Source organism: Flavobacterium aerium (assembly GCF_030766725.1).
Taxonomy (GTDB): domain Bacteria; phylum Bacteroidota; class Bacteroidia; order Flavobacteriales; family Flavobacteriaceae; genus Flavobacterium; species Flavobacterium aerium.
In genome coordinates this window covers 118,818-136,538 of sequence record NZ_JARQWR010000003.1, presented here as the reverse complement: position 1 = coordinate 136,538, position 17,721 = coordinate 118,818, and the positions used below count along the sequence as shown (strand labels likewise).

The 17,721-nt window shown below is 34.0% G+C and carries 19 protein-coding genes; 9 read left to right on the top strand and 10 right to left on the bottom strand.

Annotated elements, in window-relative coordinates:
- Nucleotides 1-12 precede the first annotated feature (12 nt).
- From P6733_RS05095 to P6733_RS05060, 8 genes are all read left to right on the top strand, one after another.
- Complete coding sequence (locus tag P6733_RS05095) at nt 13-834, top strand: helix-turn-helix domain-containing protein (RefSeq protein WP_306350604.1); 822 nt, start codon at nt 13-15, stop codon at nt 832-834.
- Between the two features lie 66 nt (nt 835-900).
- Nucleotides 901-1,737 carry an NAD(P)H-binding protein gene (locus P6733_RS05090; protein ID WP_306350602.1) on the top strand — a complete coding sequence of 279 codons (837 nt, stop codon included), beginning with the start codon at nt 901-903 and terminating at the stop codon, nt 1,735-1,737.
- Nucleotides 1,738-1,772: 35 nt separating this feature from the next.
- Nucleotides 1,773-2,252, top strand: coding sequence for an anthrone oxygenase family protein (locus P6733_RS05085; RefSeq protein WP_306350600.1), 480 nt, complete (start codon nt 1,773-1,775; stop codon nt 2,250-2,252).
- A gap of 71 nt (nt 2,253-2,323) precedes the next feature.
- Complete coding sequence (locus tag P6733_RS05080; protein WP_306350598.1) at nt 2,324-2,965, top strand: TetR/AcrR family transcriptional regulator; 642 nt, start codon at nt 2,324-2,326, stop codon at nt 2,963-2,965.
- 46 nt (nt 2,966-3,011) lie between these two features.
- Nucleotides 3,012-4,196: an acetyl-CoA C-acyltransferase gene (locus P6733_RS05075; protein ID WP_306350597.1), complete on the top strand. Its 1,185-nt coding sequence runs from the start codon at nt 3,012-3,014 to the stop codon at nt 4,194-4,196.
- Nucleotides 4,197-4,204: 8 nt separating this feature from the next.
- On the top strand, nt 4,205-4,642 hold the full coding sequence (locus tag P6733_RS05070) for a PaaI family thioesterase (RefSeq protein ID WP_306350592.1): 438 nt from the start codon (nt 4,205-4,207) through the stop codon (nt 4,640-4,642).
- 1 nt (nt 4,643) lies between these two features.
- Complete coding sequence (fabF, locus tag P6733_RS05065; RefSeq protein ID WP_306350590.1) at nt 4,644-5,894, top strand: beta-ketoacyl-ACP synthase II; 1,251 nt, start codon at nt 4,644-4,646, stop codon at nt 5,892-5,894.
- A gap of 108 nt (nt 5,895-6,002) precedes the next feature.
- Nucleotides 6,003-6,842 (top strand): tetratricopeptide repeat protein, encoded by an 840-nt coding sequence (locus tag P6733_RS05060; protein WP_306350588.1) that lies wholly within the window; start codon nt 6,003-6,005, stop codon nt 6,840-6,842.
- An 88-nt stretch (nt 6,843-6,930) separates the two neighbouring features.
- Here P6733_RS05060 and P6733_RS05055 read toward each other — a convergent pair whose 3' ends face one another.
- The 10 genes from P6733_RS05055 to P6733_RS05010 form a co-directional block, all read right to left on the bottom strand.
- Nucleotides 6,931-7,320 (bottom strand): acyl-CoA thioesterase, encoded by a 390-nt coding sequence (locus tag P6733_RS05055; RefSeq protein WP_306351136.1) that lies wholly within the window; start codon nt 7,318-7,320, stop codon nt 6,931-6,933.
- A 34-nt stretch (nt 7,321-7,354) separates the two neighbouring features.
- The gene (ribB, locus tag P6733_RS05050) at nt 7,355-8,488 is read right to left on the bottom strand and encodes a 3,4-dihydroxy-2-butanone-4-phosphate synthase (RefSeq protein WP_306350586.1); all 1,134 of its coding nucleotides are present in this window, start codon (nt 8,486-8,488) and stop codon (nt 7,355-7,357) included.
- Between the two features lie 17 nt (nt 8,489-8,505).
- A complete protein-coding gene (locus P6733_RS05045; RefSeq protein ID WP_306350584.1) occupies nt 8,506-9,942 on the bottom strand; it encodes an LptF/LptG family permease in 1,437 nt (478 codons plus the stop codon).
- A 6-nt stretch (nt 9,943-9,948) separates the two neighbouring features.
- Complete coding sequence (locus P6733_RS05040; RefSeq protein WP_306350583.1) at nt 9,949-10,593, bottom strand: LolA family protein; 645 nt, start codon at nt 10,591-10,593, stop codon at nt 9,949-9,951.
- Between the two features lies 1 nt (nt 10,594).
- On the bottom strand, nt 10,595-13,099 hold the full coding sequence (locus P6733_RS05035; protein ID WP_306350582.1) for a DNA translocase FtsK: 2,505 nt from the start codon (nt 13,097-13,099) through the stop codon (nt 10,595-10,597).
- 45 nt (nt 13,100-13,144) lie between these two features.
- Complete coding sequence (locus tag P6733_RS05030) at nt 13,145-13,519, bottom strand: diacylglycerol kinase family protein (RefSeq protein ID WP_306350581.1); 375 nt, start codon at nt 13,517-13,519, stop codon at nt 13,145-13,147.
- Between the two features lie 29 nt (nt 13,520-13,548).
- Nucleotides 13,549-14,046 carry a thiol peroxidase gene (tpx, locus tag P6733_RS05025; RefSeq protein ID WP_306350580.1) on the bottom strand — a complete coding sequence of 166 codons (498 nt, stop codon included), beginning with the start codon at nt 14,044-14,046 and terminating at the stop codon, nt 13,549-13,551.
- Nucleotides 14,047-14,260: 214 nt separating this feature from the next.
- Nucleotides 14,261-14,518, bottom strand: coding sequence for a DUF6952 family protein (locus tag P6733_RS05020; RefSeq protein WP_306350579.1), 258 nt, complete (start codon nt 14,516-14,518; stop codon nt 14,261-14,263).
- On the bottom strand, nt 14,499-14,813 hold the full coding sequence (locus P6733_RS05015) for a thioredoxin family protein (protein WP_306350578.1): 315 nt from the start codon (nt 14,811-14,813) through the stop codon (nt 14,499-14,501). The genes P6733_RS05020 and P6733_RS05015 overlap by 20 nt, the downstream gene beginning before the upstream one ends.
- A gap of 11 nt (nt 14,814-14,824) precedes the next feature.
- On the bottom strand, nt 14,825-15,460 hold the full coding sequence (locus tag P6733_RS05010; RefSeq protein WP_306350577.1) for a peroxiredoxin: 636 nt from the start codon (nt 15,458-15,460) through the stop codon (nt 14,825-14,827).
- 317 nt (nt 15,461-15,777) lie between these two features.
- Between P6733_RS05010 and P6733_RS05005 the strand changes: the two genes are divergently transcribed.
- On the top strand, nt 15,778-17,718 hold the full coding sequence (locus tag P6733_RS05005; RefSeq protein WP_306350575.1) for an amino acid permease: 1,941 nt from the start codon (nt 15,778-15,780) through the stop codon (nt 17,716-17,718).
- The last annotated feature ends 3 nt before the right edge of the window (nt 17,719-17,721 follow it).

The window sequence follows — 17,721 nt, the reverse complement described above, 5'->3', positions numbered from 1 at the left end:
ATTTTTAGTCTAATGAACTACCAGATTCTACAACCAACGATACCATTGGCCCCTTTTGTAAAAGAAATAGGTGTTATCTCCTGTATAGATGGGATGAATAAAAATCACATTATGAAATTTTTTGCAGACGGTTGCCCTGGTATTATATACGGACAGTCAGCCCATAATTTAATATTGAATCCTGTCAATAAAAAATTAGCCACAATATACTTACACGGACAAACGATAAAACCCATTGAAATTGTAGCCAAAGGTTCATTCACAATGATTGTGTTTTTTCTCTATCCACATGTGGTAAAGTCACTTTTTGGTTTTAATGCCCATGAAATTACCAATGATTGTATTGATTTAAAACTCATCGATCCTACTTTATTTAATACAGTAACCGAACAATTATTGGATGACGTTGAGCTACAAGATCAAATTAATATTATATCCAATTACATACTGAATCGCATTCGAAGAAAGAATTTAGAAATTGACCCAATATTGCATTTTGCTACCCATCAGATGATTAAGAACAATGGTGATATTTCCATTTATGAACTATACACGACATTAAAATTATCCGAACGTACATTGGAACGAAAGTTTATGCATCATGTAGGCATGTCTCCACGTATGTTTGCCCGGATTTGCAAATTTCAATCTACGCTCAATCAGCTCAATACCGATTCTTATTCGAAATTAACAGATGTAGCCTATGATAATGGTTTTACAGATCAATCCCATTTGATAAAGACTTTTAAAGAATTTACAGGATTAACGCCCACAGATTATTTGGTACTGAATACACCTAAAGAACCAATAATAAAAGAGACCACTATTTTCTAAGCTGTCGGATTCGTACTATTTTGAGAAGTATAACGCTTCTAAATTTGTTGAAAAATAATAGAAATTATGAAATCAACAGCACAAACAAAAGAGAAAACATTAGTATTAGGAGCAACTGGAAAAACAGGTCGCAGAATTGTGATGCGATTGAAAGAACTAAATTATCCCGTACGCATTGGTTCAAGATCGGCAGAAATACCTTTCGACTGGGAAAATGAATCAACATGGAAACCTGCCTTGCAAGATATTACTACGGTATATATTTCTTTCCAACCAGATTTAGCCGTGCCAGGAGCAATTGCAACCATTCAGAATTTTACAAAACTAGCCGTTAAAGAAGGAGTAAAAAAACTAATATTACTTTCTGGACGTGGTGAAGCAGAAGCACAAGAATGTGAACGAATTGTACAAGAAGCTGGATGCAATTGGACGATTATCAGAGCCAGTTGGTTCAATCAAAACTTTAGTGAAGGGAATTTTTTAGAGTCCATACAAGCAGGATTTGTAGCGCTACCCGTTGGTGAAATTGGAGAGCCATTTATTGATGCAGATGATATTGCCGATGTTGCTGTTGCCTCCATTCTGGATGATAAACACAATGGCGAACTTTATGAAGTAACCGGAACACATTTAATTACGTTTAGTGATGCGATGAAAGAAATTAGTAAGGCAACAGATAGAATCATAGAGTATCAGCAGGTTGCAATACATGAATATAACGCTATGCTAAAAGAATACCATGTTCCCGAAGATTTCATTGGATTGTTGACCTATTTGTTTACAGAAGTTCTGGACGGTAGAAATGCCCAAGTGTCCAATGGGGTACAACGTGCTCTAGGAAGAGAACCAAAGGACTTTCAACAATACGTGAGAGAAGTTGCAGCAACAGGAATTTGGAATTAATAATTTGAGATTTAGTAACCATGAAACGAAAAAAGATGATCTTACTATTCACAGCCATTACAGTAGCCTTAATCGCCGGACTTTTTTTCAATTGGTCTTGCGCAGTAACCTTAGGATTAGGCAAATTATCCGATGTAGAATACCTAGGAGCAATGCAGTCCATCAATCGTGAAATTCAGAATCCTGTATTTTTGCTCTGTTTTATGGGTGCTATGGTATTGTTGCCTATCAGTACCTATTTGAATTACACCTCTGGAATGTCCTATCACTTCTGGTTACTTGTATCTGCCACTTTGTTTTATTGGATAGGAGCATTTGGGGTGACCATGATGGGAAATGTTCCTTTGAATACTACATTAGAAGCTATAAATTTAAAAGAACTTAGCATAGAACAAATTAAAGAAAGTAGAGTTGCTTTCGAAAACACTTGGAATACTTTGAATTGGATAAGAACGATAGCTTCCATTTCCTCTTTAGTTCTCGTTTTAGTGCGCTGCATTTTTGATAAAAATTAATTTTACTTTTTCAGTCTATAGAGCATTTGTGGCCTGGTGTTGCAAATGCTCTTCATAAATTAATCTAAAATTTGTTGCAGATTAATACCGATTGGTATAATTTTACACCAACAATAGAAAAAATGACCAAAGCAGAACGTACTCGACAGTTTATAATTGAAAGAACAGCACCTATTTTTAATCAAAAAGGATTTGCTGGCACTTCTTTAAATGATATAACCGAGGCAACTGGACTGACCAAAGGCAGTATCTATGGCAATTTTGAGAATAAAGATGAAGTAGCCATTGCGGTTTTTCATTACAACCATCAGAATTTTCAAAATGCGTTCAAACAGGAAATAGCAAAGAAAGAAAGCTATAAAGAAAAACTAATGGTCTTTTCTACTTTTTATGAAAAGTATTTTACAGCACTTATGGCGAGAGGAGGTTGTCCGATTTTGAATACTGCGATAGAAGCAGACGATACCCATTCGGTTTTAAAAGAACTGGCAAATAAGGCATTAGAAAAATGGAAGTCGAGTATTATATCCCTTATTGAAAAAGGAATCATTGCGGGAGAATTTAAAGCCAAAGATATACAGACGGAACAAACCGCCTTAACTATTATCGCCTTGATTGAAGGATCTATAATGATTACCAAGCTTTCGGGTAATATGGGGAATATGAAATTAATCATGAATTCAATAAAAAAAATAATTGACGAGCTAACCTAAAATTTTTTAACCAAAAATATACCGAATGGTATAAAATATTTTTATTATGGAAAATGTATATATAGTAGCAGCCAAAAGAACGCCTATTGGTGGTTTGTTAGGGAATTTATCCAACTTTAGTGCACCACAATTGGGTGAAATAGCAATACGTAGTGTGCTTGAAGAAACATCGATTGCACCAACCGAAATTGATTCAGTTTATATGGGTAACGTATTGTCTGCCAATGTGGGACAATCACCAGCCCGTCAAGCATCAATATTTGCAGGGATTTCAGTAGAAACCGATTGTACTACAGTAAATAAAGTATGCGCCGCGGGTATGAAAGCTGTAATAACAGGGGCACAACAAATCCAATTGGGAATTGATAATATCGTAGTGGCAGGGGGAATGGAAAGTATGAGTAATACACCCCATTACTTGATGCATAGAAAAAGCGATAAGTTTGGAAACGCAGTATTGGTAGACGGTTTACTTAAAGATGGTCTGACGGATGTTTATAATAATTATCACATGGGAAATGCTGCCGAATTGTGCGCCCGAGAATATAACCTAAGCAGAGAAGAACAAGATGAATATGCTTTAGCATCATACGAAAAAGCAACCCGCGCTACCCAATCAGGAAAATTTAAAAAAGAGATTGTACCGATTGAAATTCAACAAAAAACAGGTGTAGTTACGATTACGGACGATGAAGATATTTACAAAATTATTCCAGAAAAAGTAAGTAAACTGAAACCTTCTTTTGAAGAAGGAGGTACGATAACGGCTGCAAACGCAAGTAATTTGAATGATGGAGCTGCTGCATTACTATTAGTTTCAGAAAAAGTATTAAAACAAAACAATCTAAAGCCTTTGGCAAAAATAATTGGATATGCCGATGCTGCTCAAGCACCAGAATGGTTTACTACTGCACCATCTATTGCCATTCCAAAAGCATTGAAACAAGCGAATTTATCTCTAGATCAAATCGATTATTTTGAAATTAATGAAGCCTATTCGGCTGTGATTTTAGCCAATCAAAGAATATTGGGTATTGCGCCAGAAAAAATAAATGTATACGGTGGTGGAGTTGCTATGGGGCATCCTATAGGATGTTCTGGAGCTCGAATCATTACGACCTTACTATCTGTATTAGCGCAAGAAGGCGGACAATATGGAGTAGCAGCAATCTGTAATGGTGGCGGTGGTGCATCCGCTATAGTAGTAGAAAATTTAACGAACACTAAATAATAGACTTTATGAGTAATGATGCAATGCAATTTTTGAAAAATCATATTGGTAAAGAAATTACAGATTCACCTTCGCCATTTATGGTTTGGTTAAAACCAAAAATGTTAGCTGTACAAGAAGGAAGTCTAACATTTGAATATACGATTCGAAAAGAAATGACTAATCCTTTTGGAACACTACATGGTGGGGTAATAGGGGCGATGATTGACGATGCTATTGGGGCAACCATGATTTCATATGGAGAACCTTTTTTCTATGTAACCATCAATAATGTTATAGATTATTTTGCCTCTGCTAAGGAAAATGATGTTATCATCGCAGCAACAACAATTAATAAAAAAGGAAAAACAATTGTGAATGCTCAGTGCGAAGTTTGGGATAAAGATAAAACCCGATTAATAGCCAAAGGATATACCAATTTGTTGAAAACCGAAATAAAAAAATAAAATGAAAAGAGTAGCTATCACAGGACTAGGTGCCATAACACCATTGGGGAATTCTGTAAAAGAATTTTGGGGAAATATAGTAGCAGGAAAAAGTGGTGCAGGACTATTAACGAAGTTTGATACCACTAAATTCAAAACTAAATTTGGTTGTGAGGTCAAAGGATTTGATCCTGAAAAATATATGGAACGTAAAGAAATCAGAAAATATGATTTGTTTACGCAATATGCTATTGCTGCTTCAGATGAAGCCATACAAGATGCCAATTTATCTTTTGAAAACATGAGTCAGGCAGAGCGCTCAGAAATTGGAGTAATCTGGGCTTCGGGTAATGGGGGAATTACAACATTTGAAGAACAGTTGAAAGAGTTTCATGCAGGAGATGGTACACCACATTTCAATCCTTACTTTATTCCAAAAATGATTGTGGACATTGCGGCAGGCGTTATTTCGATCAAGAATAAATTACATGGTCCTAATTATGCAACAGTCTCGGCTTGTGCATCGTCCAATACAGCAATTATAAACGCTTTTGATACCATTCGATTAGGAAAGGCTACCATTATGATTGCAGGCGGTTCTGAAGCCGCTATTACCGCTTCATCGATTGGTGGGTTTAATGCTTCCCAAGCTTTGTCCAAACACAATGATAATCCGGCAGGTGCTTCGCGTCCTTTTGATCGTGATCGTGATGGATTTGTTGCTGGGGAAGGAGCAGGCGCTTTAATATTGGAAGATTGGGATCATGCTGTACAAAGAGGTGCTAAAATTTATGCCGAAATGGTGGGTGGTGGTATGGCCGCCGATGCTTATCATTTAACAGGAACTCCACCCGATGGTTTTGGAGCTGCATTAGGAATGCAAAAAGCATTGGCAGATGCCCAACTTTTACCATCGGATATCGATTATATTAATGCACATGCAACTTCTACTGCGCAAGGTGATTTGAGTGAGTTAACAGCCATTCATACTGTTTTTGATACGCTCCCAATTGCTGTGAGTGCTACAAAATCAATGACTGGACATTTGTTGGGTGCAGCAGGAGCAGTAGAAAGTATTATTACTATTATGGCTATTCAGGATGGAATTGTTCCACCTACTATTAATACAGAACATTTGGATGATCAAATTGTCAATAAAGATCAAATTGTTTTGGGTAAACCACTTAAGAAAACAATTCGATATGCTTTAAACAACACCTTTGGATTTGGTGGACATACTGCTAGTACGATTTTTAAGAAAGTGGAGTTGTAATACAGAAAATTTAATTACTCGGATATAATGTAAATTTTTAAAAGCCATTCATGATTGAGTGGCTTTTTGTTTCTATTTTTGGTTTGATATTTATATAAAATTTGTTCTATGCAAAAAGTTCATCAGGTTTATTATTACTCAAGCTATCAATTTCTTATCCCTTTGGTGTTATTGTTGAATTTTGGTTTGGTATTCAGTCAGACGAAAACAGAATTAGATGTCGATAAGAAAATAAGACAGGATAAAATTATCAAAGAATTTGCCGAAAATTGCGCGCATAAAAGTCATTATTTTTTTCCAGAATGGCAGGAATGCTTGGATGCTGGTTTGAAAAAAGATAGTACAATTGCCTATTTGTGGCAACAGAAAGCAATGCCTTATTTTAAACAACGAAAGTATGAAGTAGGAATGGCATTGATTGATAAAGCAGTATATTATAACAATGCAGAGTATTTACCGTATCGTGCTTTTATCAAATGTATTTTTTCGAAAGAATACAAAGATGCCATTATAGATTTCAAGGAATGTATCGTAAAATATGGAAATCAATATGAAATGGACCATACTTATAATTTCTATATCGCTTTGTCTTATTTGCAACTCAATGAATTTAAAAAAGCAGAAGAGTTATTTACCCATGATATTTTAGATCAGGAAAAGAAAAGGGGAGAAGCACATTATTTAGATGTTTTTTATTTAGGCATAACAAAATATGAACAGAAAAAATGGGAAGAGGCGAATCAAGAATTTGATAAGGCTTTAAGCGTATACACCAATTTTTCGGATGCTAAATATTACAAAACATTATGCCTGTATAAAATGGGAAAAATGGAAGAATCGAAAGTACTCTCAGAGCAAGCTAAAATAGATTTAGCAAAAGGATATACGATTAATGAAGACAATGCTATTTATGAATTGTATCCGTATCAGCTTAAAAGAACAAAATAATAGAATTTATTGATCTGTTAAATCATTAAAAAAGCCTCATTTTAAAACTAAAATGAGGCTTTTATTTTCTTCAAAATGAAGTATAGGTTTAATCTAAAATAGGAATTGGATTCTTGTTTTCTCCCACTGCTACAAAAGTAAATGTACCTGAAACAACGTTTTCTCTTAAATCAGAATACATTTGTTCCATATAAATATCCACTTGGATTTGGCAACTTGTACGCCCTACTTTAATAACGCGACCAATCAATTCTACTAAAGTTCCTGCTGGAATAGCTTTTTTGAAATCGATTTGCCCAGTAGAGATAGTCACTACTTTTTTACGACTGAAACGGGTCGCACAGATGAAAGAAACTTCATCCATTAATTGTAATGCAGTACCACCAAAAAGGGTGTCGTAATGGTTGGTTGTATTTGGAAAAACAGCTTTGAAAATATGCGTTTCAGAGTTCTGTATTTTCTGTTCAAGGGTATTCATTGATAATTCTGGCATGTATCTATTATAAAAAATATTAATATGAAACGTATTCTGTAATTTCAAGACCGTAACCGATCATTCCTACACGTTTCGTTTGTTCTGAATTGGAAACTAATCGGATTTTTGAAATATCAAGATCATGTAAAATCTGAGCTCCAATTCCAAAGTCTTTATGGTCCAATTTAATTTGTGGAGCTTTGTGTATACCTTGTGTTTGTAATACTTTCAATTCTGCCAAACGGTTTAATAAATTAAGCGATTGGTTTTCTTGATTGATGAATATAATTGCGCCTTTTCCTTCGTCGTTAATTACTTTGAACATATTGTCTAATTTTTCATCAGCATTGTTTGTCAAAGTTCCTAAAATGTCATTGTTAACAGAAGTAGAGTTGATTCGGGTAATAATAGAATCACCTAAGTTCCATGTTCCTTTTGTTAAGGCAAAATGTATTTGTTTGTTTGTCGTTTGCTCATAAGCTCTTAAACGGAATGTTCCGAAACGAGTTTCGATATCAAAGTCTTCTTTCTTAACGATCAAACTGTCGTGTTGCATTCTGTAAGCTACTAAATCTTCAATTGAAACTAATTTCAGATCAAATCGTTGAGCAACTTCTACCAATTGTGGTAAGCGTGCCATTGATCCGTCTTCATTTAAGATTTCTACTAAGATTCCTGCTGGTTTTAAACCTGCTAAACGAGCAAAGTCAATTGCAGCTTCAGTATGTCCTGTTCTTCTCAATACACCACCTTGTTTTGCGCGTAATGGGAATATATGTCCTGGACGACCTAAATCTTCTGGTTTAGTATCTTCAGTAATTAATGCTTTTATCGTTTTAGCTCTATCGTGAACCGAAATTCCTGTAGTACAACCGTGACCAATTAAATCTACAGAAACTGTAAATTGTGTTTCGTGTAAAACAGTATTATTGGTTACCATTAAGTTTAAGTCAAGTTCTTTACAACGGCTTTCTGTCAATGGAGCACAGATTAAACCTCTTCCGTTGGTCGCCATGAAATTGATCATTTCGGGTGTTACCTTTTCCGCAGCAGCGATAAAATCACCTTCATTTTCACGATCTTCATCATCCACTACGATGATTATTTTCCCTTGTCTGATATCTTCTATAGCTTCTTCTATAGTATTCAGTTTTATTTTTGTAGTTGACATGTGTATTTATTGTGTAGTTAGTTCTTCTTGGATTTAAAAATCTTATTAAATAATTTTTGTATTGGAAGTGTAATCACATCCATGTTAATTAATCCAATATCGTTTGTGGCACGATGAATTAATAATATAGCAAATGGAGTCAACAACATAGAGGACATCCATGACCCTAAAAAGGGTGATAATTCGTTTTCTTGAGCCACTTTTCGACCAAAGGTATTGATGAAGTGGAAAGTAATGAAAATTAATACGGCAAAAACAATAGGTAATCCAAGTCCTCCTTTACGGATGATAGAGCCTAAGGGTGCACCAATGAAAAACATTAGAATACAAGCATAGGCAATTACAAACTTTTCATTTAAGGCCAACCAGTGATTATTAATGTTTTTTAGTTGTCCTTCTAAACCAATTTTAATGTTGTCAATATTAAACTGAGAACTGATAATATTACTACTCGCAATTTCTAATATTCGAGTCTGTTCATCTCTTGTGTATAGCGGTAACAAATTATTGATTACAGTATCTTTATTTGCTAAAGCTGGATTGAGAGGGAAGTATGCTATACCCGTACGTTGGTAGATATTGTCCGTAAAAGACATTAAATCTTTTTTGTAACTCGTATTTAATGAATCTAGTGTATAACGTAATTCGGTTACGTTAAGCATATTGTTTGTATTAGCTACTTTTTCTTCATCGACATCAACAGGATTTAGTTCCGTTAGGTTGATATTGATAATGTATTTTTTAAAAGAGCTTTTTGCAAAAGGAAACTTCTGACGGTCTTCATATTTTTTAGGTACGATGTCATCATAATAATAACCATCATTTAAAACCATTTGAAGAATATTCGATTTTTCACTACTAATCAATTCTCCATCTTTGGCCTTAATTACAACGGTTGTATTACCACCAAGTCCTGTTTTTTTATGGATTGTAATCCCGGCAAGTTTTTCACCATTTTCTCCCGATTTTTTATTGACTTTAATGTTGTAAATCCCCAAGTCATTGAATTGTCCTTCGGCAATAGCCATTGCAGGTTTTACTTGTGCAATATTTTTACGGAAATTAATAAACTTGTATTCTGCGTAGGGAATTACATTATTGGCAAATACAAATGCTGCAACACTTAGGAATAATATAAAAACAATTAAGCTTTTCATGGCTCTTTGCAGTGATATTCCCGAAGATTTCATGGCAGCAAATTCATAGTTCTCAGCCAAATCTCCAAAGGTCATGATAGAAGCCAAGAGCACTGTAAGTGGTAGTACTAATGGAAATAACTTAGGGGAAGCAAATAATAAGAACTTAATGATTAGAATAAAATCTAAATCTTTACCCGCTAATTCAGCAATAAAGAGCCAAACAGTCTGTAAAATGAATATAAAAAAAAGGATAACAAATACCGAGGTAAATGTTATCAGATATGTTTTTAGAATGTAACGGTCAAGAATTTTCACCTCAAATTAATCTAATTTATTAATGTAGTAATTGGGATATTTACTTTCGGTAAAGGTAAATTGATTTTTTGACAATGGTTGATTCGTTTTGAAAGAATTTACAGTTAAAGTGGTTTTAGTTCCATTTTTACTAGTTTCAATCATATTATAGATGTGTTTTGTTTGTACATCTATACCTAATAAGATTTCTTTACGTTGATCTTTAGCGCTTACAGGTGTTAGTTTCACATACTGAATCTTACGGCCTTTTACGTTTTGAAGTATATCCCAAGTATACTTATATCCATTCGTGAAAAAGGTAAGCATCTTAGAAGGGGTCATTGCATTATTATCATCGTCAGTATATTTTGAGATACTGATTTCTTCGTCTTCAGGAACAATTGTATATATTTTTTTTCCATCAAATATCTTGCTGATTCCCATGAAGTTCAAATAATATTGATTTCCTTTTAGGATAACATCGCCACGACTTTCTTGGTTTACGTTATCTTTAGGATTATTAACAGCATATTTAAAGTCAATAGAAATATTGTCGTAGCTTTTCACCTTGGTAGAAACTTCGTCTAATAAATCTTTTGCTTTTTTAGCGTCTTGTGCATTAATGGATAAGCTCGCTAAGAATAATACTGTCAGGAGGACAAGTTTTTGCATGTTAGTAATTATTTTTTTCATTATTTAAAAAATGCTCTAGAGAAGTCAAATCAGGGACTAAAACACTACGTGCCTTGCTACCTTCAAAAGGTCCTACAATACCAGCAGCTTCTAATTGATCGATTAATCGACCAGCTCTGTTGTAGCCTAATTTTAATTTTCTTTGCAATAATGAAGCGGAACCTTGTTGTGCCGTTACAATTACTTCAGCAGCTTCTCTGAACATTGAATCTCTTTCGGAGATATCTATATCAAGATTGATGCCAGTTTCTTCGCCTACATACTCTGGAAGTAAATAAGCATCAGGATATGCCTTTTGTGAACCAATATATTCTGTAATTTTCTCAACCTCAGGAGTATCGACAAATGCACACTGAACACGCACTAAGTCATTTCCATTGGTGTATAATAAATCCCCACGACCTATTAATTGATCGGCTCCTTGGCTGTCCAAAATCGTTCTAGAGTCAATTTTTGAAGTTACTCTAAAGGCGATACGAGCAGGGAAGTTGGCCTTGATAATACCTGTAATTACGTTCACTGATGGTCTTTGTGTTGCAATAATTAAGTGAATACCAATAGCACGTGCTAATTGAGCCAAACGTGCAATAGGAGTTTCTACTTCTTTACCTGCCGTCATAATTAAATCGGCAAACTCATCGACTACTAATACAATATATGGTAAGAATCGATGTCCATTCTCAGGGTTTAATTTACGAGCTTTAAATTTTTCATTGTATTCTTTTATATTTCGAACCATAGCATCTTTCAACAGATTGTAACGGTTGTCCATTTCAATACACAAAGAGTTTAAAGTATTGATTACCTTTGTGTTATCGGTGATTATTGCATCTCCTGAATCCGGTAATTTTGCTAAATAATGTCTTTCAATTTTATTGAAAAGCGTAAGCTCCACTTTTTTAGGATCAACCAAAACAAATTTTACTTCAGCAGGATGTTTTTTATACAATAAAGAAGTTAAAACCGCATTTAGTCCTACAGATTTACCTTGTCCTGTAGCACCTGCCATCAATAAGTGAGGCATTTTTGCTAAATCGACAACAAATGTTTCGTTCGAAATTGTTTTCCCTAAGGCAATTGGTAGTTCCATTTCTGCCGTTTGGAATTTTGGTGAACCAATTACACTTTTCATAGAAACCATAGTTGGATTCTTGTTCGGTACCTCAATACCAATAGTTCCTTTTCCAGGGATAGGAGCAATAATACGAATACCTAAGGCCGATAATGAAAGTGCAATATCATCTTCTAAGCTTTTAATTTTTGAAATTCGAATACCCGCTTCCGGTACAATTTCATATAGGGTTACAGATGGACCTACAGTAGCTTTAATTTGAGCAATCTCAATTTTATAGTTACGAAGGGTTTCAACAATTCTGTTTTTGTTTTCTTCTAATTCCTCTTGGTTGATGGTTATTCCCCCAGAAGAATATTCTTTTAATAAATCGATTGTTGGGAACTTGTAATTGGAAAGTTCTAAGGTTGGATCAAATTCTCCAAAATCTTTGACTAATCGAGCAGCAAGGTTTTCTTCAACCGTAACTTCTTCGGCTACTTGTTCGATTACAAAAGCACTATCATTTGTTTCAATAATGGTAGGAGCTACAGGTTCTGGAACGATAACTTTTGGTGTAACTGGAGTAGTTGCTAAATGTATTTCAGAAGAATGACTAATTGTTGGTTTTAGTGATTCCTTATTAATTTCAAACTGTGAAGGAGGTGGAGTAGGAAGGGTATTCAATGTCATTTCTCCTAAATCTTCTTCGGAATAATCCTCTTCTGTTAAGTAAGATGGTGTAGTAGGGATAATAGGTTTATCTTCCTCAATAATAGGATTGTCAACTGTTTTTTCTTTTGAAAGACTCGCTAAATCTTTAGAGATGTCTTTTTTTGTTTTTTCGAAAAAGGACTTGATACTTTCTGGTGAAATTTGAATTTTAAAAATCAAATAGATAACCACGCCAAATAGTAATAATAGTAAAGTTCCAATTTTACCTAAGTAATCTTGTAAAAAGATATTCATTTCATATCCAATTGTTCCACCTAATTCTGGTAAAAGGTTACCGAAAAAGCCACAAAGAATAGAGAATATTATAATGGCAAATAAATCCCAAAACCAGATTTTCTTTAACTTCCCAATAGAGAGGTCTAAGATGTTGTATAATCCGGTAAGAAAAAATAAACGAACAAATAGAAATGCCGCAATACCAAATCCTTTGTAAACAAAGAAATCGGCTAAAAAGGCACCAAATTTACCCAACCAGTTATTTACTGTCTCTGAGCGATCAGAAAAAGCAGATAATTCACTTTGGTCATATTGACCATAAATGTAAAAGGATATAAAGGCTAGAAGTAAGGCGATGGAAAATAAAACCAACAAACTTCCAAAAAGGATTTTTTGCTGTTTACCTATTTTCCAAGGTGTTTTTTTAGTATTGGGACTTGCTGTTTTTTTATCAACAGTTTCTTTTTTACTTGTTTTGGCCATTATCTGATTTGTGATTTTTACAAAAATAAAGAAATTAATAGAATATTAAAAGCTAAACACTTTTGGGAGATAGATAATCAAGCCAATTGCTATAGCTGCAAGGGCTGCAAAAAATACAGCACCAGCAGCAATATCTTTAATAAATCCAATTCGATCGTGATAATTAGGATGAATAAAATCGGCAATTTTTTCTACTGCCGTATTTAATCCCTCAATAGCTAATACCATTCCGATTGCTAGAATTTGAAACATCCATTCTGTTCTGGATATCTCACAAACAAAACCGGCTATAGTAATTAAAACTGCGATTGAAGATTGTACCATTACACTGTGTTCTGTAGTAATGAGTTTGTAACAGCCTTTTACAGCATATACCATACTTTTTAATCTTCCTGTAACGAATGAATTTTCTTTTGTCATATTAGTTTTATAGGTAATGCTTAGAAAAATTACAATGCAGCTAGTGCTTTTTCGTAATTAGGCTCATCAACAATTTCCTGTACTTGTTCTGTATAAACTACTTCACCTTCTGTGTTTAAAATAATGACAACTCTAGAGTGTAAACCAGCAAGAGGACCATCTGTAATTTCTAAACCATTGGCTTTACCAAATGCACCAGCTCTGAAATCAGAAACAGGTACTACATTTTCTAAACCTTCTGCACCACAAAAACGGGCTAAAGCGAAAGGTAAATCTCTTGAGATACAAAGTACAGTAGTGTTTTGTAATTCAGAAGCTTTTTTATTGAATGTTCTTACTGAAGCTGCGCAAGTTCCAGTATCAACACTTGGGAAAATATTTAAAACTACATTTTTACCTTTTAAATCCGATAATTTAATAGTAGATAAATCTGTTTTTACAAGTTCAAAATCTGCTGCTTTTGAGCCTACTTTTGGTAATTCACCAGAAGTGTGTATTGCATTCCCTTTTAATGTTATTGTAGCCATTTTTCGTGATTTTTTAGGATTCAAAAGTATGAAATTATATCGGTAATACAAAGATGGAGGGCAAAATGAAGCAACTTGAATTGTTCTTGATGAGATGGCCTAATTCATACCATAATTCCTATGATTTTAAGAATATTATTCTGTTATTTGAAGAGAATAGGGCATAAAAAAAACGCTCCCACTAGGGAGCGTTTTAGATATTCTTTGCCGGAACTTATTTGTCAATAGAACCCATAACACGTTTCATGAACGCATTAAGAGCTTCTTTCTTGTCTGTTCCTTCTTTGATCATTTGGTTTACCTCAAGTGCACCATACATATTAGAAATTAATTCAGCAATAACATCTAATTCCTCATCTTTAATTGTTGGAAGTTCAGTTAAATGCTCTAAAACTTCAATGGTTTCGATAAGATAATCTTGATCATTTTCTTCAATAAACTGAGTTAAATGCTTAATTACTGGTAATTTCATTGACTAGATCGATTAAAATTTCTTGTTTGTTCGTTTGCGTTTGATTTACAATGTTTCCATTTACGAAAGTTGCAAATGTTGGCAAATTGCTCACATTAGCTAATTTTCTTGATTCTGGAAATTTCTCCGCATCCACGATTACAAATGTTAGGTTTTCATTTTCTGAAGCCAATTTTTTGAATTTTGGTTTCATAATTCTGCAGTTGCCACACCAAGAAGCAGAGTATTGTACTACTACTTTCTCGTTATTTGCGACTAATTCCTGCAATCCGTCTTCGTTTAATTCAATTAGCATAATTTATATTATTAATTGCTTAAATAACTTGCTACACTAGCTCTGTTTGCTAACATTGCTTCTTTTCCTTCTTCCCAGTTTGCTGGACATACTTCACCTTTTTCTTGTACGTGAGTATACGCATCAATCAAACGGATGTACTCGTTTACGTTTCTACCTAATGGCATATCGTTTACACTTTCGTGGAAAATTTTTCCATCTTCGTCCACTAAATAAGTTGCACGGAAAGTAACGTTTGATCCTTCGATGATTACTGAATCAGTTTCTTCGCTGTAGCTTGTAGATTCGATATCTAAAATCCCTAAGATGTTAGATAAGTTACGGTTAGTATCCGCTAAGATTGGATAAGTAACTCCTTCGATTCCTCCATTATTTTTTGGTGTGTTCAACCAAGCGAAGTGAACTTCGTTTGTATCACAAGAAGCACCAATTACAATTGTATTTCTTTTTTCAAATTCTCCTAAAGCATCTTGAAAAGCATGTAATTCTGTAGGACATACAAAAGTGAAATCTTTTGGGTACCAGAACAATAATACTTTTTTGTTTTTTTGAGTAGCTTCTTCAAAGATGTTAATTTTTAAATTATCACCCATTTCCGAGATGGCGTCGATTGCAATGTTTGGGAATTTTTTTCCTACTAATGACATGATTATTTAGATTTTAAGGTTACTAATTTTAATAGTGCAAAAATAGGGAATAAGGCTAGATTTTTTATATAGGTTATGATTATAATTATTTATTGAGATATAAAGATTTGTTATGTGAAATATTTCCCGGTTTTAACAAATAACTGCGACTTTTAGAAAAAAAGTGTAATAAATGTATCAATTGTATTTTTTTATTCCATTAAACCTATTTTTAAGATTGGTTTTATATATTTGTTTTGCTTAAAATAAAAAAATAAGAGTAGAGAATCTATTGTCTTATTTGGTATTAAAATTCATTTAAGCAGAAAATTTAATTTATGGCTTTTTCAAATTTATTCAGAAAAAAAACAGTTGAGAATATTCTAGCAAGTGCAAATGAGGAGCATAGCTCATTAGCAAAACACTTAGGAGTTAGGGATTTAACAGGATTTGGAATTGCAGCGATTATTGGAGCTGGGATTTTTAGTACTATCGGAAGAGCGAGTTATGAAGGAGGTCCTGCCGTTGTATTTTTATTTTTATTTACTGCTATTGCTTGTGCCTTTACGGCCTTTGCTTATGCTGAATTTGCTTCTTTAGTTCCTGTATCTGGGAGCGCTTATACCTATAGTTATGTAGCATTTGGAGAATTATTTGCCTGGATTATTGGTTGGGCATTAATTATGGAATATGCTATTGGTAATATTGTTGTGGCGATTTCATGGAGTGATTACTTTACAGCACTCGTCAATGGAATACCCGGTTTACATATCCCCGAATGGATGACTATGGACTATTTCACCGCTAAGAATGGATTTGAAGTAGTAAATAAGTTATTACAAAATGGACATACATTAGAATCTATAGCTGCTTCTGAATTTGCACAAGAAATCCCAAAATATTTAGCCTATGCTAATGCGCCACAAATTGGATTTAACCTAGTGTTGGATATACCTGCATTACTGATTACTTTTTTAATTACAGCCTTGGTATACAGAGGGATTAATGAAAGTAGAAAGGCCAGTAACATGATGGTTGTTATTAAGATTGTTGTGGTATTATTGGTTATTGTTGTAGGTTCATTCTATGTAAATACAGACAATTGGGATCCATTTGCACCTAACGGTATTGCAGGAGTATTAGGAGGGATTAGTTCTGTATTCTTTGCATATATTGGTTTTGATGCGATTAGTACAACTGCCGAAGAATGTAAAAATCCACAACGTGATTTACCAAGAGGTATTTTCTATTCGATTATTATTTGTACCGTTTTATATATTGCTATTGCGTTAGTTATTACAGGATTAGTGAGCTATTCTGAATTGAATGTGGGTGATCCATTGGCTTTTGTGTTTAGTAAAATACAAGATTTGAAATGGTTAGGTAAAGTCGTTGCTGTGAGTGCGGTAGTGGCGATGGCAAGTGTATTTGTTATTTTCCAGTTGGGTCAACCAAGAATTTGGATGACTATGAGTAGAGATGGGTTATTGCCAAAAGCATTTTCTAGAGTACATCCAAAATTTAAAACGCCTTCATTTGCGACAATCTTTACAGGATTTGTAGTAGGTGTGCCAATTTTATTTACAGATTTAAACCTTGTGGTAGATGTCTGTAGTATTGGTACTTTATTTGCCTTTGTATTAGTTTGTGCAGGAGTCTTAAAGTTAGAAAGTACACCAAACGGACCAAGAGGGAAGTTTAAGACACCTTATTTGAATTCAGCCTATGTGATGCCATTAATTTTTGTTGTTACGGTTTTCATTGCGGGTTATTTCTTCCGAACGGAAACGATGGATTTTGTTAATAATAAACCTGTGATGTATAATGCGGAAGCATTAGTTTCTTCATTAGACAAAGAAGAACTGAAACTGGTAGCCGAAAAAATAGCCACTATTAATGGAGATCAATTGGATGCAAATCCAGTACATCTAGAGAAATATTTAAAGAATTTAGGTACTGAACGTTATAGTAAAATTGTAGATCAATTACCATTAAATCATGATCAGAAATATGAAAGTGGATTAGCTCTATTCAAACATAAAATCCCAATGTGGGTTTTTATCTTTATTGCGCTTTTCATGACCTATAAGAGTATTACCAGAAAAATGTCCTTTATTCCGTTAGCAGGAATGCTATGCTGCTTCTATATGATGGCAGAACTAGGTTGGAAAAACTGGGTGATGTTCTTAATTTGGTTAGCATTAGGTTTAGTAATGTATTTCACCTACGGTGTGAAAAACAGTATGCTGAATAAGGCAAATATGAAAACACAAGAATAGTTT

Excerpts from the sequence above, each read along its gene's own strand:
- P6733_RS05095 (WP_306350604.1), top strand. The coding sequence starts at position 13 with ATGAACTACCAGATTCTACAACCAACGATACCATTGGCCCCTTTTGTA.
- P6733_RS05090 (WP_306350602.1), top strand. The coding sequence starts at position 901 with ATGAAATCAACAGCACAAACAAAAGAGAAAACATTAGTATTAGGAGCA.
- P6733_RS05085 (WP_306350600.1), top strand. The coding sequence starts at position 1,773 with ATGATCTTACTATTCACAGCCATTACAGTAGCCTTAATCGCCGGACTT.
- P6733_RS05075 (WP_306350597.1), top strand. The coding sequence starts at position 3,012 with ATGGAAAATGTATATATAGTAGCAGCCAAAAGAACGCCTATTGGTGGT.
- P6733_RS05070 (WP_306350592.1), top strand. The coding sequence starts at position 4,205 with ATGAGTAATGATGCAATGCAATTTTTGAAAAATCATATTGGTAAAGAA.
- fabF (WP_306350590.1), top strand. The coding sequence starts at position 4,644 with ATGAAAAGAGTAGCTATCACAGGACTAGGTGCCATAACACCATTGGGG.
- P6733_RS05060 (WP_306350588.1), top strand. The coding sequence starts at position 6,003 with ATGCAAAAAGTTCATCAGGTTTATTATTACTCAAGCTATCAATTTCTT.
- P6733_RS05055 (WP_306351136.1), bottom strand. The coding sequence starts at position 7,320 with ATGAATACCCTTGAACAGAAAATACAGAACTCTGAAACGCATATTTTC.
- ribB (WP_306350586.1), bottom strand. The coding sequence starts at position 8,488 with ATGTCAACTACAAAAATAAAACTGAATACTATAGAAGAAGCTATAGAA.
- P6733_RS05040 (WP_306350583.1), bottom strand. The coding sequence starts at position 10,593 with ATGCAAAAACTTGTCCTCCTGACAGTATTATTCTTAGCGAGCTTATCC.
- P6733_RS05035 (WP_306350582.1), bottom strand. The coding sequence starts at position 13,099 with ATGGCCAAAACAAGTAAAAAAGAAACTGTTGATAAAAAAACAGCAAGT.
- P6733_RS05030 (WP_306350581.1), bottom strand. The coding sequence starts at position 13,519 with ATGACAAAAGAAAATTCATTCGTTACAGGAAGATTAAAAAGTATGGTA.
- tpx (WP_306350580.1), bottom strand. The coding sequence starts at position 14,046 with ATGGCTACAATAACATTAAAAGGGAATGCAATACACACTTCTGGTGAA.
- P6733_RS05020 (WP_306350579.1), bottom strand. The coding sequence starts at position 14,518 with ATGAAATTACCAGTAATTAAGCATTTAACTCAGTTTATTGAAGAAAAT.
- P6733_RS05015 (WP_306350578.1), bottom strand. The coding sequence starts at position 14,813 with ATGCTAATTGAATTAAACGAAGACGGATTGCAGGAATTAGTCGCAAAT.
- P6733_RS05010 (WP_306350577.1), bottom strand. The coding sequence starts at position 15,460 with ATGTCATTAGTAGGAAAAAAATTCCCAAACATTGCAATCGACGCCATC.
- P6733_RS05005 (WP_306350575.1), top strand. The coding sequence starts at position 15,778 with ATGGCTTTTTCAAATTTATTCAGAAAAAAAACAGTTGAGAATATTCTA.